The sequence below is a fragment of the Mesotoga sp. H07.pep.5.3 genome (assembly GCF_002752615.1).
Taxonomy (GTDB): Bacteria; Thermotogota; Thermotogae; order Petrotogales; family Kosmotogaceae; genus Mesotoga; species Mesotoga prima.
Genome location: NZ_AYTV01000026.1, coordinates 63,719 through 79,424, shown reverse-complemented (window position 1 = coordinate 79,424; position 15,706 = coordinate 63,719). Strand labels below are relative to the sequence as shown.

General features: G+C 44.9%; 16 protein-coding genes and 1 pseudogene. 8 read left to right on the top strand and 9 right to left on the bottom strand.

Going from position 1 to position 15,706, the window contains the following annotated elements; translation table 11 throughout:
* Positions 1-23: 23 nt before the first annotated feature.
* Together V513_RS13290 and V513_RS13285 are read left to right on the top strand one after the other, a co-directional pair.
* The gene (locus V513_RS13290; RefSeq protein WP_014731321.1) at positions 24-230 is read left to right on the top strand and encodes a heavy-metal-associated domain-containing protein; all 207 of its coding nucleotides are present in this window, start codon (positions 24-26) and stop codon (positions 228-230) included.
* Position 231: 1 nt separating this feature from the next.
* Positions 232-513 (top strand): metal-sensing transcriptional repressor, encoded by a 282-nt coding sequence (locus V513_RS13285; RefSeq protein ID WP_006488321.1) that lies wholly within the window; start codon positions 232-234, stop codon positions 511-513.
* On the opposite strand, the gene V513_RS13280 is transcribed toward V513_RS13285, so the two are convergent.
* The 3 genes from V513_RS13280 to V513_RS13270 all read right to left on the bottom strand — a co-directional run bounded on the left by V513_RS13280 (position 510) and on the right by V513_RS13270 (position 2,647).
* Positions 510-860, bottom strand: coding sequence for a hypothetical protein (locus V513_RS13280; protein ID WP_006488323.1), 351 nt, complete (start codon positions 858-860; stop codon positions 510-512). The genes V513_RS13285 and V513_RS13280 overlap by 4 nt on opposite strands.
* Positions 844-2,088, bottom strand: coding sequence for an L-lactate MFS transporter (locus V513_RS13275; protein WP_006488325.1), 1,245 nt, complete (start codon positions 2,086-2,088; stop codon positions 844-846). Before V513_RS13275 ends, V513_RS13280 begins: the two co-directional genes overlap by 17 nt.
* A gap of 145 nt (positions 2,089-2,233) precedes the next feature.
* Positions 2,234-2,647, bottom strand: coding sequence for a nuclear transport factor 2 family protein (locus V513_RS13270; RefSeq protein WP_099773113.1), 414 nt, complete (start codon positions 2,645-2,647; stop codon positions 2,234-2,236).
* Between the two features lie 365 nt (positions 2,648-3,012).
* Here V513_RS13270 and V513_RS13265 point away from each other — a divergent pair, with 365 nt between their 5' ends.
* Entirely contained in the window at positions 3,013-3,237 is a 225-nt protein-coding gene (locus tag V513_RS13265) for a hypothetical protein (protein WP_039882310.1), read from the top strand.
* Between the two features lie 3 nt (positions 3,238-3,240).
* Here the strand turns inward: V513_RS13265 and V513_RS13260 are convergent, their stop codons facing one another.
* Complete coding sequence (locus V513_RS13260) at positions 3,241-4,020, bottom strand: GNAT family N-acetyltransferase (protein WP_099773112.1); 780 nt, start codon at positions 4,018-4,020, stop codon at positions 3,241-3,243.
* Between the two features lie 143 nt (positions 4,021-4,163).
* Here V513_RS13260 and V513_RS13255 point away from each other — a divergent pair, with 143 nt between their 5' ends.
* On the top strand, positions 4,164-4,799 hold the full coding sequence (locus V513_RS13255; RefSeq protein ID WP_099773111.1) for a 4Fe-4S binding protein: 636 nt from the start codon (positions 4,164-4,166) through the stop codon (positions 4,797-4,799).
* Positions 4,800-4,941: 142 nt separating this feature from the next.
* On the top strand, positions 4,942-8,100 hold the full coding sequence (locus V513_RS13250) for a PAS domain S-box protein (protein WP_099773110.1): 3,159 nt from the start codon (positions 4,942-4,944) through the stop codon (positions 8,098-8,100).
* A gap of 42 nt (positions 8,101-8,142) precedes the next feature.
* Here V513_RS13250 and V513_RS13245 read toward each other — a convergent pair whose 3' ends face one another.
* Positions 8,143-9,057 (bottom strand): hypothetical protein, encoded by a 915-nt coding sequence (locus V513_RS13245; protein WP_257212140.1) that lies wholly within the window; start codon positions 9,055-9,057, stop codon positions 8,143-8,145.
* 355 nt (positions 9,058-9,412) lie between these two features.
* Between V513_RS13245 and V513_RS13240 the strand changes: the two genes are divergently transcribed.
* On the top strand, positions 9,413-10,279 hold the full coding sequence (locus V513_RS13240) for a MurR/RpiR family transcriptional regulator (protein WP_257212139.1): 867 nt from the start codon (positions 9,413-9,415) through the stop codon (positions 10,277-10,279).
* Positions 10,280-10,441: 162 nt separating this feature from the next.
* On the top strand, positions 10,442-11,347 hold the full coding sequence (locus V513_RS13235) for an isoaspartyl peptidase/L-asparaginase family protein (protein ID WP_099773108.1): 906 nt from the start codon (positions 10,442-10,444) through the stop codon (positions 11,345-11,347).
* Here V513_RS13235 and V513_RS13230 read toward each other — a convergent pair.
* From V513_RS13230 to V513_RS13210, 4 genes and pseudogenes are all read right to left on the bottom strand, one after another.
* Positions 11,313-11,972, bottom strand: a complete 660-nt coding sequence (locus V513_RS13230; RefSeq protein ID WP_099773107.1) for an MATE family efflux transporter — start codon at positions 11,970-11,972, stop codon at positions 11,313-11,315. The two genes, V513_RS13235 and V513_RS13230, sit on opposite strands and share 35 nt — an antisense overlap.
* Positions 11,942-12,637: pseudogene (locus V513_RS14390) on the bottom strand (MATE family efflux transporter). Before V513_RS14390 ends, V513_RS13230 begins: the two are co-directional and overlap by 31 nt.
* A gap of 925 nt (positions 12,638-13,562) precedes the next feature.
* Complete coding sequence (locus tag V513_RS13215; RefSeq protein WP_099773105.1) at positions 13,563-14,486, bottom strand: MBL fold metallo-hydrolase; 924 nt, start codon at positions 14,484-14,486, stop codon at positions 13,563-13,565.
* Complete coding sequence (locus V513_RS13210) at positions 14,483-15,118, bottom strand: cyclase family protein (protein ID WP_099773104.1); 636 nt, start codon at positions 15,116-15,118, stop codon at positions 14,483-14,485. Before V513_RS13210 ends, V513_RS13215 begins: the two co-directional genes overlap by 4 nt.
* A 178-nt stretch (positions 15,119-15,296) precedes the next feature.
* On the opposite strand from V513_RS13210, the gene V513_RS13205 reads away from it, so the two are divergent.
* On the top strand, positions 15,297-15,674 hold the full coding sequence (locus tag V513_RS13205) for a hypothetical protein (protein ID WP_099773103.1): 378 nt from the start codon (positions 15,297-15,299) through the stop codon (positions 15,672-15,674).
* Positions 15,675-15,706 lie beyond the last annotated feature (32 nt).

Below are 15,706 nucleotides of genomic sequence, written 5' to 3'. Positions count from 1 at the left end.
AAGATCTGAAAGGGAGGAAGAAAATGAGACTGACAATTGAAGGAATGAGCTGCAACCACTGCAAGATGAGGGTTGAAAAATCATTGAAGGCTCTGGAAGGAGTCAAGGACGTAGAAGTCGATCTTGGAACCGGAGTGGCAACCATTAGCACTTCAAAGGAAATAGAAGACAGGTTGCTGAAAGAAGCTGTAGAAGATGCCGGCTATTTGTTAAAGGGAATCGAAAGATAAGATGGATAATCATTCTCATCACAAACACAGCGGCGCGTTGAAGATTCTCAGGACAGCAAGGGGTCAGATAGACGGTATCATAAAGATGATAGAAGAAGAGCGATATTGCATAGATATTTCGACACAGCTCCTCGCCGTTATCTCTCTTCTCAAAAAGGCAAACACAACCGTTGTCAACAAACACGTCGAAACATGCATAAGGGAAGCTATTGATTCAGGAAATGTCGATGAGAAGATAGGTGAACTGGAGACGCTTATGAAATACATCGAAAAGAGCCTCTAATCTACTGAAGGAGGCTCTTTTGGAGTTTTACCGTCATCTATTGAATGCTTCGATAATTCCTTAAGCACCTCTTCCAGCTCATCGTCTTCAACACTCCAGAGATCTTCGATTCTTTGCTTCATCAGGGCGTCTCTCTCTTCGGATGCTTTCATATAGAGCATGAAGAGCTTCTTCCTGCGCGAATCCATCGAACCGATCTCTCTTAGGACATCGATCGTTACTTTCTTGTCCTCATCTATTAGGTCTCCGATCGTAAGAACTACGTCTTCGAGTTTCCACTGAACATCGTCGGACAGCACGGCGAGCGTTTTCCTGATCTTTTTAAGCTTTTCAGTTCTCTTTTGCATCGGCTCTTCCCCCATTTTTCTCTCGTTTTTCTTCTTCGGGATGCCTGATGACCAGGCTCAGCAGAGCGCCCGCTACGCTTAGCACGGCCGAGACTATGTAGCTTATCTCATACCCACCGGTGATATCACGGGCGATTCCTCCGAGCAATGGCCCGATAACTCCGCCAACACCCCACGCCGTTATCATTACACCGTAATTCACTCCAAGATTCTTAACACCGTAAAAGTCAGCCGTCACAACCGGAAAGATTGCAAGCATTCCACCAAATGTGAACCCAACAACGCTCTTGCCTATTAATAAAGCAAGAGGATTTGTTAACGAGCTGAACAGGAAGTAAACAAGTGCCTGTATGGCAAACATAGCGAAAAGTGTGGCCGTTCTCCCAATAAAGTCGGAGATGCTTCCCCAGGTAACCCGGCCAATGAAATTGAAGATTGCATATACAACCACGAGAAGAAAGCCGTTACTAATCGATGCCTGCTCAAGACCGATCTTAGACATCTGGCCAATAATGAGTAATCCCGCAAATGTTCCAAAGAAGAACATGGTCCACAGTATGTAGAACTGTGGCGTTCTAACCATCTCCTTAAGGGTGTAATCCTTTGAGGTCAGTCTATGGACCTTTCTCGGCTTCTTTTTCAGTCTTACCTTTTCGACTCCCTCTTGGGGATTACTTATGAAGAACGAGAGAGTGAAGACTATTAGAAAGAATAGAAGACCCAGTATCATAAGGGACGTGGGCAGACCAAACAGACCAATGAGGCCTGACGTCAACGGTGCAATATACACCGGTGCCAGACCGAAGCCACTGACAACGATTCCAGATATTAGCCCTCTATGGTCGGAGTGGAACCACTTCACTGCGGCCGGCGTTGGCGATGAATAACCAAAACCCATTGCAAGACCGAAGACAAGACCGAAGAAAAACGTCAGACCTGCAACCGAAAGGTTCAGGCCGGAAAAGAAGAAACCCAGGCCGGCAAGGATCGATGAAACAAAGAGAACGGGTCTCGGGCCAAACTTGTCCTGAAGCTTTCCCCCGGGAATCATAGTGAGAGCGAAAACCGCAGAAGCCAGCATATAAGGGATTTGAGTCTGAGTTGCAGTCCATTTGAAGTCGTCTATCAGGGCCGCAGAAATAATTCCCCATGAATAGAGGACGCCGAGCGTAAGGTTGACTCCAAGACCACTGAAGACTACGAGCCAGGCCTTCTTTGTATTATCCACAGATTTGTCCTCCTGAAAATGACGTTAATTGCCGGGCAGATCTGTTCAGTCGGTTCGTAGTACTATGGTAGTATTTTACAACAACTCCACATCATTCCAAAACTGTGCGATACGATCAACCAATTCTTAGATGAAAAACCGGTGATTACTTTTCCCTTGTCCTGAATAGGCTCGCGTAAGAACCAGAAAACGCTTGCTGGAAGTGAACAAGCTGCCACTTCTTCTCAACCTTTAGTAGAAAGGCCGAACCAAAAGTCTCAACTCTCCTTAAGGCGGCTTTTCTAGCAAACTTGACGCCTCTTTTCCATGAAAAATAACAGAATGAAGGTCTTTCAACAGAGGATTCCCAGGATATCGGTTCGAAAAGAACCCCGAATGATTCGAACTCTCTTTTCAGAAGCTGGAGAAACTCATCTATGCCATTACTGGATAGTCCCTCGGGATTGATGTAGGTAATATTATCGGTGCAAAGTGACTTCAACGATTCAAAATCCTGATTCCTGTAGCTCTCGAAAAAGGCCTTTAGAACCTCTCTGGCCGACATCTCGCTTGGCTCCACTGAATAACACCTCACTCTCAGTCACTATTAAGATTCTATCATTGAACTGCCCCGTCAAATGTGTACAAAATCGTATCGTTAGTCGTTCAAACTGGAATGTAATCTCGCTGAGATGGGAGGTTTTCTTAATGAAAACGATTGTTATGATCTTTTTCTTTCTCGTTTTCTTTGTGGCAGTCCCCGGGCTAACACTGAGAGCTGGAAAAGAAGCCCAGCGATAATCGCTTTCTCTCTGGAACTGGACTCCAATATTTACTGCGGAGTGGGAGCGATACCTACAATTACGATATTTGGTTCAGGCGGTCCCTGGTCTTTCTAGCTTACAGGAAGTTACAGATCGTAATTTGAGCTTATTCGGAGAGAAGATGATAATATCAGCTGTTGGAAGAGGTTGTGCCGGAGCGATATTTTCCGACGCTTTCGATTTGGCTGCCATAGCGGGAATGCTTCTTGAGATCAAATGGAGTTTAAATACCAGCTTCAAAGCAGGATTTCAGCTGTGGATGAGTCTTGGACTGTATCAGCGAATTACGAAACCGGAAACGAGCTTCGTTCCAATGGGTCAGATCGGCGTAGCCCTTGATTTCTGAAGGTCATCGTTTTTTGAACCTGAGTGTTTTCAGCTTACCGATCTCTCTAAAACCCAGCCGATTATAGATTCTTCCCGCCTCTGGATTGTCGTATAGCAAGCATGGTGTCCTTCCCTCGGCGAGTAGATCTTCACACAGCTTGGATACAACTGCCGAAGCAAGACCTCGCCCTCTGAAATCCTTGCCGGTTGCGACTCCAATAATCATTGCCATATCGGAACTCTCGGAGGTACTGGCCGCCGTGGCCAGTATTTCGCCCTGATCTTCGATTATGTATCTTCTTGTGCTCCCGTCTTTCAGTGTGGCCATGAAGGATTCTTCATCCGTTGCGTGGAACTCTTCTATTGAGAAAAGAAAGGCCAGAAGCTTCTCTGCATCCTCAGTAGTAGCCCTTCTTACCTCAAACCCGGCCGCATTAAGATTGGGTTCCCTCAAAACTGCGAAGCGGAGAGTTTCTTCCTCTTCACGTATCTCCTGCAAATACGGAGATATCCTATCTATACCCGAGATGGTTCCGCTAAGCATCATAGCCTGTTCATACCTCCTCACAACGCCTGCCGCTTCTCTGAAATTCATCCCCGCCCCGTCGGAAAGAATGAGAAATTTGTAGTATCGAAGCAGAATGCCTCTAGGACTGTCAAAGTCTCCATCTAGGTAAATCTCCATGTTGTCCGAATCAGGACTTGTATTCTCTATATCGCCGATAATGAACATGTTGAACTCCCTGTTTTTGTAAAGAAAGGGAAGAAGATTCCTCCACTCACTGCCGTCGATTTTTCTCATCGGATCACCGCCATTAGTTTGGACTGTAAAGACTATACCATCAAGAACCTATTCACAAATCGCCTCCTCTAATACGTTCGTGACTTATATCACGTACTTGACCTTACTTTTGCTATAGACTTTCATTGAAAGGAGAGATTTATATGACAAATAGAAAGGCTGCGGCTCTGAGAGTAATTGTAGAGGTTGGCTTCCTGTTCCTATTCTTTTTTCTTCTGAGGAGCAGGGATCTCCAGAAGTGGTTCTTAATTTTCGGGATCGGTCTAATCGGAGCTCTATTTCTGGGAAGGTTTTACTGCGGGTGGATCTGTCCAATGGAAACACTTTTCAGACCCATAAATTGGCTCTATTCAAAGCTTAGAGTGAAGAGGTTAAAGACACCAGCAATCTTCAAGAACAATGTATTCAGATGGTCTATACTTGTTCTCTTCCTTTTGCTTATGGTAGCGGTAAGAATCTTTAAGATCAAGGTCAACCTTCTTCTATACATAACTGCCTTCTCTGTTCTGATAACTCTGGTATTCGAAGAGGAGTTTTGGCACAGGTATATGTGTCCCTTTGGAACCATGCTGTCTCTCTTTTCAAGAAAACCGTTGTTTGGAATGAAGGTGGAAAAACCACCGTGTGTTTCCTGCGGGATCTGTCAGAATGTTTGCCCTGTAAGTGCAATCGAATCCGAAGAAGATGGAATGAAGATTGACACTTCGGAATGTCTTGTATGTCTTAAATGCAAAGAGAGCTGCCCGAAAATTTCGATAAAGTATTCCGTATTGAAATGATCAGTAGCTCGCCTTGAAAAGGGCAGACTGAAGAGTTATCCCATTTAATCTGGGACGGCTTTCCATTGTTTGAATATTAGATTGCTACCAAGGTTTTTAATGCTAGAATCACTCTATTACTAAAGTAGAGAGAGGTATTATAGTGTCGACTGAAGAAGGCAGCGACAACCTGGCAAGATCAGTTTTCGCTCTTCAGGAGCGGATGAAGGAATTGGATTGCGTTTACAGAATATTCAATGAGCTTCATAAGTCTTCGACTGCCGATGAAGCAGTTGTATCTGTATTGGAACAGCTTCCTCGGGGATTTAGATTTCCCGAACTGACGGCGATAAGAATAGAGATCGATGGAAATGAGCATAGATCAGTCGATCAATGGTCTGATGAAAGAATGATTTCAGCGGAAATCGTTGTGAACGGAAAGAAAATAGGAACAATAAGTGTCTCCTTAACAGAAGAGCTCGACATAAAGGGAAGTCCTTTTCTTAAGGAAGAAAAGAAACTTCTTTCGGGAGTAGCTGTTGCGCTTTCAAATACCCTTGAGAGAGTAATCATTCAGCGGGAACTGAAGGAAAGTCTCGCAAGACTAACTTTCGCAGTAGATGCTTCTGGCGAAGGCATATGGGACTGGGATATTGAGACCGGCAAGGTTATTTTCTCCAAGCGATGGAAGGAGATGCTTGGTTTCTCTGACGAAGAGATCTCTGACCATGTCAGCGAATGGGAGAAGAGAATTCATCCCGAAGATGTTGAAGAGGTGAAGTCTGTTCTCAACAGATGTTTCAAGGGCGATACACCCTTCTATGAAAAGGAGTACAGGCTAATAGGGAAGAACGGTTCTCTTGTCTGGGTTCGTGATAGAGCACGAATTGTCTCAAGAGACAGTGAAGGAAAACCCTTGAGGATGGTCGGAATGTACACCGATCTTACCCAGCGCAGGATGGACGAAATTAAACTTCAGAAACTCAACAAATTGCTAACCCTAATGTTCAGAGCAAACGAATTTCTCGTCCATGCAAAGGATGAACATTCTTTACTGAAGGGACTTTGTGACATCGTGGTCGAAAACGGAGGGTTCCCTCTTGTCTGGATAGCCTTCAAGAAGTCCGGGGGGAAAATGCTGACACCTGTTGCGGTAAGCGGAGTGGCAAAGGGTTATCCCTACGAAGTTGCAGTCGCCTGGGATAACAGCGAACTGAGCAGAAGCGCAATAGGAAAAGCCATAAAGACCGGCAGGACATTCATTTCAAGGGATATCGACAGTTCACCCGACTATCTTCCTTGGAAGAAAACGATTCTGAAGTACGGGTTGAAATCATCGATTGCCGTGCCTCTTGTTATTGGAAAAGAGATCATCGGCGGCTTTGTCATTTATTCCACAGAGGAAGATGCATTTGATAATGAGGAGGTTCGCCTTCTCGAAGAGCTCGGCGAAGATATCTCCTATGGAATACTGTCACTGAGACTAGAGGCTCAGCTAGAGCATCAGAGCGGTGTTCTATCATCTATTAGAAGAGTAAACCAGCTGATAGTATCGGCAACCGATGTTGAAGAGTTGATCAAAAGGGCGACGGAGCTTATGACGGGTTCCCGAGGTTTCGAAAGATGTCTTCTTGTTCTCATTGAGAATGGAGATGTGAAGAACTGGGCCGCTTCTGGCTTCAACAGAACGCAGCTGCTCGAAGTCGACTCCATTTTCGAGTCGGGAGAAATTCCTCCTCTTTTGAGAAGGGCAATGGAAGAAGAAGGAGTGATCTCCTTAACTGGAAGAAAGTCCAGCAAACAATGCGTAACAATCAGCGATTCAGATGATCTTGCAGTCTTCGCGAAAGGGCTCAGAATCGGTGGCAATATCCTGGGTGCTATGGCCGTAGTTATGAAACAGAGCTTCTCTTTTTCGAAGGATGAAAGAGATCTCTTTTCCGAAATCGTGGATGATATTTCTTTTGCGATTCATAAGATAAGAATTGAGAAGAACGAGAGAGTTCTCCAGAAGAGGTTTTCTCTTTTCATGGATAAACTGCCCGGAGCCGTGTTCATTTCTGACAGTGACTTGAAGACTTCATACTTCAATGACTTCGCAGCCAGAGTCTTTGGTTTCAAAGAAGACTGGAAAGGAAAGAATCCCGAAGCCAACTATCCCGGAGAACTCGACAAGCTGATTCTTCAAGATGATAGAAGGACTCAAAACGGGGAGAACATCGTGAGGGAAGAGAGGGTACTCGGTACCGACGGCAAGGAAAGGATCCTCTATGTTCAGAAGTTTCCAATTGTTTCAGAAGGAGATAAACCGATGGTCGGTGCAATCGCCATGGATATTACCGAATGGAAGCTCGCAGAGATGGCCCTCACCAGATTGGGAAGAGTCGTAGATCTTTCAGTGAATGAGCTATATATATTCGATCCAGAGACTCTGAGATTTCTTCAAGCGAACAAGGGTGCTCTAGAGAATTCAGGGTACTCTCTTGAAGAGTTGCGAAAGATGACTCCACTGGATCTGAAGTTGGAGATGGATAAAAGGGCCTTCGAAGATATTCTCTTTAGGCTCAAAAGAGAACCGGGAAGTTACGAAGTCTTCGAAACCGTTCACATAAGAAAGGATGGCTCCAAATATCCCGTTGAAGTAAGACTACAGCTTCACGACAATGAATACGAACGTGTCTTTGTTGCCATTGTCCTGGATATCTCCGAGAGAAAGATCGCCGAAGAATCGGTGAAAAAGAGTCTTGAGTCACTTATAAATACTTTGTCTTCGCTTGTCGAAGCGAGGGATCCCTACACTTCCGGCCATCAGAAACGTGTAAGCGAGCTTTCGACAGCAATAGCGAGAAAGCTGTTTTCTGAAGATGAGATGCATGAAGATATCGTTGAATCGATAAGGGTAGCTGCTTTGCTTCATGACATAGGGAAGAGTGCAGTGCCCACCGAAATACTGACGAAGCCGGTAAGACTGAACAATCTCGAATACGATTTAGTTAGAGAGCATTCAAAGAAGGGGTACGACATACTGAAAGAGGTTTACTTCCCATGGCCGATAGCTGACATCGTTGCTCAACACCATGAGAGACTTGATGGATCCGGATATCCAAGAGGATTAACGGGCGATGAAATCAGAATAGAGGCCCGTATTATTGCCGTTGCCGATGTAGTTGAGGCAATGTCTTCTCACAGACCTTATAGAGCATCTCTTGGAATAGAGGCGGCACTGGATGAAATACGGCAGAACTCCGGAAGGTTCTACGATCGCAGAGTCGTCGAGGCCTGCCTTGAACTTTTCGAAGAGGGGTTTCAATTCACCGAGTAATCCAGGCGGCTTTTCCAGTGATAAGGAAGTTCCAAGCGACTTTCAGTTAAGCCTTCTTTCCAGGTGATTCAGGTAAAACTTCACTCCCGAAGAGAGATTACGAAGTATCTTGCAGCTTACTTCATCCAGTCGACGGGTATCCTGGGAACTGACGAGTTTGTCATAATACTCCTTTGACAACTCTGGTGATGGATTCTCGAATGAATTGCCGCCGATAAGTCTTTTCACAGACAGTTCTACCTCGGGCAGAAGATCGAAGGCTCTCCTTCTAATTGTCTTCGCCATTTTTTCGAGCCTATCGAAGACGCCGGCCTCAGTCCCCTCTATCTCCTCCAAAAAAGGTTCGTAACCTCTCCACAATCGGTAGCCCAGGTATCTGTCGTGAAATTTGTGATAAAAGCCGATTTTCTTGAACTGCTTCCTGTACAGAAAGGGTATCTTGAATATTTCGATGGGAGTGCCCGGAGAGGCGTGATACGGTGTTCCGCAGTCCTCAAGATAGTGGAGAGCCCTGGCTGCAAATCTTAGAGCCCAATACCTATCTCCCTTTTCATTGGCCAGCATGCTCATACGGTCGAAGTGTAGAAATCTGTCTGTCACTTCGCCGAATCGGAGAATAATATGAAACTCCTCATGACGCCACGTTCCACTTCCTCCCATGAATTTCTGTAAAGGTGAAAGACTTAAGCCTTCATCCATGCCAAAGTCTGGTTCATATGAATAAACTGTCAGAATCTGCCATGCGGGAGCTCTGCCGCTTCTGGGGGCCTTATTGTCGAAAAAGGGTAAATACAGCTCCTCATCTGAGCGAGAGAGGTACGGCCTTCCAAGGTAATCTTCAAAACCATCCTTAGAGCTATTGTACGGACCCTGATCATAAGCCCGATAGCAGTACGGTTTAATCTCGACTTCCTCAGATAGAAAGGCTTTTTTCATATCCATGCATTTGTTAGTCAAGACATCGTGGCCATCCATCTCAGTTGTTTATAACCCAAGCGCTCTCCTAATTAATGTAACTATATTCTATCATCTGCGCTGTTAAGTAGAATAACTCCCTCTTGAGTAGATTTAATTATGATGCATTACGGCTCCAAACTACTCCAATGGATCTTCAACATATCAAATCAATCAAATTGAATCTCTCAAAGTGGAGGATCAAGATCCAAGCTTCCATAGTTCAGTGATCAACTTTGTTTCTAGCGAGAAGAAGTATGTGCTGTTATGAAAACATAGTTTCAATATGCTATCATTATGAAAAGATAGTTTCATGAGTCAGATAATTAACTAATTTCTTGCCGAAAGGTTGATGGGAATGGTATCCGAAGAGATAACGAAAATCAAAGATGACTTATCACCTGCATACAAAAGGATAGCAACCTTCATTCTCAAAGAATACTCTCAGGTAGGGTTCATGTCTATTGAAGAACTGAGCTCTATGGCCGGTGCGAGCAAGGCTTCTGTAGTCCGATTCTCGAGACGTCTCGGTTTCTCGGGATTCAATGAACTGAAGAAGACTATCCAGCATGAACTAAGGAGAAGGCTTCTACCCTATGAGAAGATCGCGACGACAGAACTTGACAGGGCCCCGGTGGAAAACCAGCTGAAATTGCTCAGACAGAATGAGATCAACAACCTTAAGAATACTTTATCCGGGATCGGAGAAGAGGAACTTCACAAATGGATCGACACTATTAGAGCAGCCAGTAACATCTATTTTGGGGGCTTTGGCGCTACAAAACACGTGATTTCGCTGATGAGGTACACAATCTCCGTTCTTCAGCGGAAGCCAACCTGGCTGCTTTCTGGATCGGTCTCCGACTTTTCCTTCAAAATAAAGCTCATGGAAAGAAGTGACGCTTTGATAGTGATGACCTTTCCTCCATATTCAAAAGAAGTGGAATACATGGTCGACTTTGCACTGGAGAGAAATGTGAGGACTCTTCTCGTTACAGATTCCGTTGACTGTCCGGTCTACTCGAAAGCCTATTCGTCGATTCTGTGTGAGAACAACTCACTTCTCTTCGGAAACTCCTTCGTTGGTCCCATAGCGGTCGCGGAAATGATAGGTAACTTCATTATCCTAAGCGAAAAGAAGACCGGTATGGAGGAGATGAAAAGGCTGTTTGAGGTAGAGGAGAGAGGATACAAATCAATAAAGATTGACGGCAAGAACAAGTAGATTCATCGTTTGCTCGTGAATGCATCTAATTACTGAAAAGAAGATTAAGGGAATCGAAGAGGGGAATTGATTTAGCCCGCTGTGGCATCTGAGTTCTTTTTTAGAGAGGAGTGTTCTAGTTTTAATCAAGGAAGATTCTTTTGCTTGAAACGAGGTGTTTGTATGAAGGCCATCATTGTGCACGGCGGTACCGGAAGTTTCAAGAGCGTAACTGACGCCGATGAACACAGAAGGGGAATCGAAGAGGCAGTCAGGCAAGGATTTCTAACTCTCGAGAAGATAAACAGCGCAGAAGAAGCCGTTGTTACCGCCGTGTCCGTGATGGAAGAGGACCCGACCTTCAACTGTGGCAGGGGATCGGTGCTTACTTATCGCGGCGATATCGAAATGGATGCTGCGATAATGGACAATAATTTAAATGCGGGAGCTGTTTCCGGTCTGAAGAGGATTCTCCATCCCATAACGGTTGCACGGGCCGTCATGGAACAGACTGATCATGTTTTACTTGCCGGCGCTGAACTGGAGGAATTTGTTACGGTTCTAGGATTTCCGAGGGAGGATAACCTGATCGTTCCGAAAAGGCTCGTACAGTGGAAAGAAGAACTTGAGAAAATTGCCAGAGGCGAGAAGACCAGATTTGGAAAGAGCGTCAAGCTGGCGAAAAAGGCCGAGGAGTATCATTCTACCTGTGGTGCAGTCGCGATAGATGACCACGGAAGAATGGCAGCCGGAACCTCCACGGGCGGAATGATGATGAAAAGCTTCGGCAGGGTGGGAGACAGCCCCATTATAGGCGCGGGAACCTACGCGGATTCATTCGGCGCAGTCTCCGCAACGGGTCATGGAGAAAAGATTATGAAGCTCACTCTGAGCAGGCTGGTTGCCTTCTTCATGGAACAGTACCCCGCTCAAAAGTCCGTCGACATCGCTCTCGAGAGAGCCAGATACTTCGACTGTGAGTGCGGTTTAATTGCGCTCGACAGATACGGCAATATCGGAATAGGGCACACTTCAAAGGATATGTCATGGGCGTTCATAAAAGATGGTCATACACCGGTGATATTCTAATAATCACTGGCTGCCTTTCTCGTAGAGAAAGCTCCCTGCTTTGAGACTTCAGTTTTTTGACAATCGCTACGGAAAGAAAAGCTGCAACAAATAGCGCAAAGTAACTGGCAACTGTCCGAGAAAAATGATCCTCATTGAGCTCGAAGATCTTTTGCAAAAAGATAATCGCAGGTATAAGGAAGAAATCTTGTTTCGACATCGACAGCAATCTCGCTGCGATTCCCTTTCCAAAAACCTGAAGCAGGTCCGTAGAAGTTATCACGAAGCTGAATGTGGAAAAGAAGATGCTTACCACCCTAAAGGCTCTGGAACCCGCATCGATGATTTCTGGGTCGTTACAGGAGATGCTTATAATCGAACTCGGTATAGTCGACCCGGTAATGGTAAAAACCACTGCAAAGACCGTAATCACTATCAACAAAAATCTCAGAGTTTCAAAAACCCTAGAAGACTTCTTCGCGCCGTAATTATAGCCAGCAACCGGTTGAAATGAAAGATCGTATCCGAATAGAACCATCATCCCCAACATGAGAACCCTCATTGTTGTTCCGACGGCCGAAACGACATGATCCTCGTAGTTTCCGGCAGCGTGATTCAGAAGTGCGGTGCGAAACTTGACAGAGATTGCCTCAGGAGTGTCGAAAGACGGATTTTGAAGATTTCAGAATATATCTGAAGAGAGAGAGCCTGTACAGTATTATAGATAGATTCGTGCAACTCTTCTTTCTTATGTAGTACTCGAGAATGATCATCGTCGAAACAGACTGAGATGACTGTCGCAACGGCAGCTCCCACGATACTCATTCCACATCCGAAGATGAAAACAGGAAAGAGCGCAACAATGAGAAGAGCTCCAGAGACCATGGCAACCATGAATTTCTGGGCGTTGCCCTTCGCTCTTACGAGATTATTCATGGTCATGTTCATCGTGATAAATATCGACCCCATAATGCTTATCGTTGTGTATTTCCTTGCGTACTCCATAATAGTCTCGGTAGGCCCGAAAGCGGTAAGAAGAGGGTCCAGGAATATCAGTCCAGGTACGGTGAAGGCAATTCCCGTTGCAAAACTTGTGAAGAGAGCCGTGGATGCCGCCTAATCGGCTTGCTTCTTATCTCCGGCGTTCAGTTGACGCGAAACATTTGAAGCGGCTCCTACACCGTATGTCAGGCCAACGGCACCTGTAAGATTGAATATTGGAAAGGCAAATGAAACAGAGCCTACGGAGCTTGTTCCTATCCACCCAATGAAGAAAGTATCGACAGAATTGTAGAAAGAATTTCTCAACATTGCAATTATTGAAGGAATCGAAAGATCTATGAAAAGCTAAGGGATCTTCATCTTCCCCATCGACCCTCGCTCTTTCCTCGGAACTTCTTAATCTCAAGAAAAACCGCCATTTCAGAGACTACCTGCTATCATAGTACACTAACCGAGTCCATTTGACGGCCATGGAAGGAACGGAAAGCCAACGAATCTTGTTTGCGCGGTCTTTCCGAAGTATTCTCATTAACTTAGAAGCAAACGTAGCCCTTCAGTTCCTATTTCGGGGTTTATACTCTCGTTGCGATAGGAAAAAACCTGTTAGCAAATCGTCCTTACATAAAGCGATCGAACCGATAAGAGACCTAATAGGCCCGAGGAGGAGATTACTGAGAAGAAAGAAGGTATTATCAGCTTTCTCTTAGTCTCACTAATACTTTTGGCGGATCGGTCTTTTCTGAAGAACCGATAGACGAGATGTACGAACCTACCGTTGAAGAAACATTCGAAGAGATTCACTGAAAAAAGAAAGCATGGAGGCGAGAGGATTCTACAGAGAAGGAGAGGAATGCTGAGATCCCCAATTCTACTATTTTGCATCTTCAGCAGCTTTATCTAGGGAAGGAGATGAACCCGTGGAAGAAGCCGACGGCTGCCCTTCAATCGTTTCTTACGTTTGAGGGGCAGCAGTTTAAGATGGAAGAGCAATGATGCCCGAAAATAACATTTCATGCCAATTAATCAAAAAGAAATTTCACTTGACCGTGATAAGGAAAATAAGGTCTATGTTGGCTTATGAACCTCTGTCTCTCGTTTCACCTTGCAATCGTGAAGTACATAATCAGTCCCACAACCACCGTGATGCCTATAATCAAAGGAATAATCGCAAATCCAAACATCCTCTCACCTCCATCGAATTCATATGGCGCTCAGTTTTCTACTCTCTTTCATTTTAATCCTTCCTCTTCAACAGCTCTTCAAATTGCGGCCAGATCTCTTCAAGTCTTTCAGAAGGAGTCTGTCGGATCAATCTCGATTCAAATTTTAGAGATTCCCTTTCCACTCCGAGCATCTGCCAAAACTCTCTCTTGAACTGCACGAAGTCAAACCTCTCGCCAAGAATTTCTCTTGCTTTGTCTTCATAATGCAGAAACTCGAGATACTTTGTGTTGAATGAATGTGTCTCTTCGCCTTCTTCAACATCTATTTCTTCACCAAGGAAAAGAGATTTCAGATACTCCAGATTCCTTCTTATAAGACTCTGAGCGACGATTCCAGAGTGTCCAGAAATTACGGTCTGACACGACATCTTAAGTACAGTCTTCAAACTCTCCGTGAAGGTTACCAGATCGCTCCAGAGAGTTAGTGGTAAAGGATCTTCCACAAGATCTCCTACGAAGATCACCGAATCTCTTCTGTCGATGCATACAGAAGAACAGAGAGTGTGCCCCGGCAAATAACGAAACTCTATTTCGTCATCTTCAAAGACTAACCTATCGCTGAAGGTGACATTGGGAAGTCTCTTCAAAACATCTCCGTCTCGAAATCTTGCCAGATTTTCGAAATCGTACTCCCACCTTTCTTCCATTCTTCTTCTTGCAAGTTCATGAGCGACGATTTCGCACCCGTCGAACGCTCCGTTTCCCCAGACGTGGTCGTAGTCAGAATGTGAGTTAAAGATTACGAGATCCTTTCTGGGGCTTTCTTTAATTCGATCCTTAACAACGTTCATAAACCTACTTCCTAGAAACGTGTCACACAAATAAAAGCGATCTCCGCCTTCTATCAAATAGACGGATGTTTCCCCACCCATCGGTGAATCTCCGTCTTGAAAGGTAAACAACACTCCCCTTCTGCCGACTGTCCGAATCCTCAAGGGTCTCCTCCCTGTTTCACCGCGGCAAAGATTCGGGCTATAGAGGAATCAGCATGGATCTTCAACGGAATCGCGAAGATTTCCAGTTCTTTCGAATTCGACAGGTTTTCAAGACCGGTAAGATTCTCTGCGATGAAGCAGCCTCCACGGAAAAGAATTCTGTGGATATCGTAAGGGTATCGATCCGGAGAAGATGAGTCGAAACCAACCATTCTCGTTTTACGCTTTACCAGAAATTCGGCCAGATCGGAAGTCAGGTATGGGTTCTTCAAGAAATAGTCCTCGCTACCAAACAGGGAATCCCTTCCAGTCCAGAAAAGAACAACCGAGTCTTCGGAGATCGCTTCTTCATATTGCGGCTTAATTGTTATCTCTGTTTCGCCCCTCACATCTAGGAGAATTCCCTTGCCTATAAGTCTATCGATCTCGATCTGATCTACATAGAGATTTGATTGGGTGAGATGCATGGGACCGTCTATATGGGTTCCCGAGTGCATACTTATTTCAAGTCTGTGGTTGTTGTATCCATCTTCGCTCAAGGCTCTCGACCTGTGGAGCCTCGTCTGATCATCACCTGGATAGACCGGCTGATTGTCTTCGATTACTCTTGTAAGATCGACATATCTAGTCAAAGCATCACCTCGCTATTATTATACGAAAATACAGCAACTACAGAATAGCACAGCACAGGCTTTACAGAGCGAAACAAATCAAAGGTAGTTTTCTATTAATGAAGGAAAGATCTTTATTTGAAATCAATAGATTATATGATATGATTAATACATTCGAAAGAAAAAGGAGGAGATTTGTATGAGAAGAATTCTTGCTTATCTATTAGTACTCCTCTTCGTTGTGTCGTCTGCATCGTCTCTAATCGGTTCTTCATTGGACGTAGCGAAGGAGATAGCGGAATCGGCAAACGAGCGGATCGAATCGCTAATTGAGACCGCCATAGAGAAAGCAGAGTGCTTTACAGAGCGTTTTGAAGAAACCGGTCTTTCTCTGGAGGCCTATGAGAATCTGATCGACGATCTGGGGAACGATCTCGTGAACACGGCTCTACGCACTTCACAAAGTGCCATTGAGAAAATCAAAGAGATCGGTTACAATGCTATTTGTTACTATGTGCCGGTAAAACTCGGTTACAAGATCTTCATGGTCGATCCCATTCTGATAATCGACGACTAGAAGAGCCAAATAAACTAATCGTGCCAGAAATG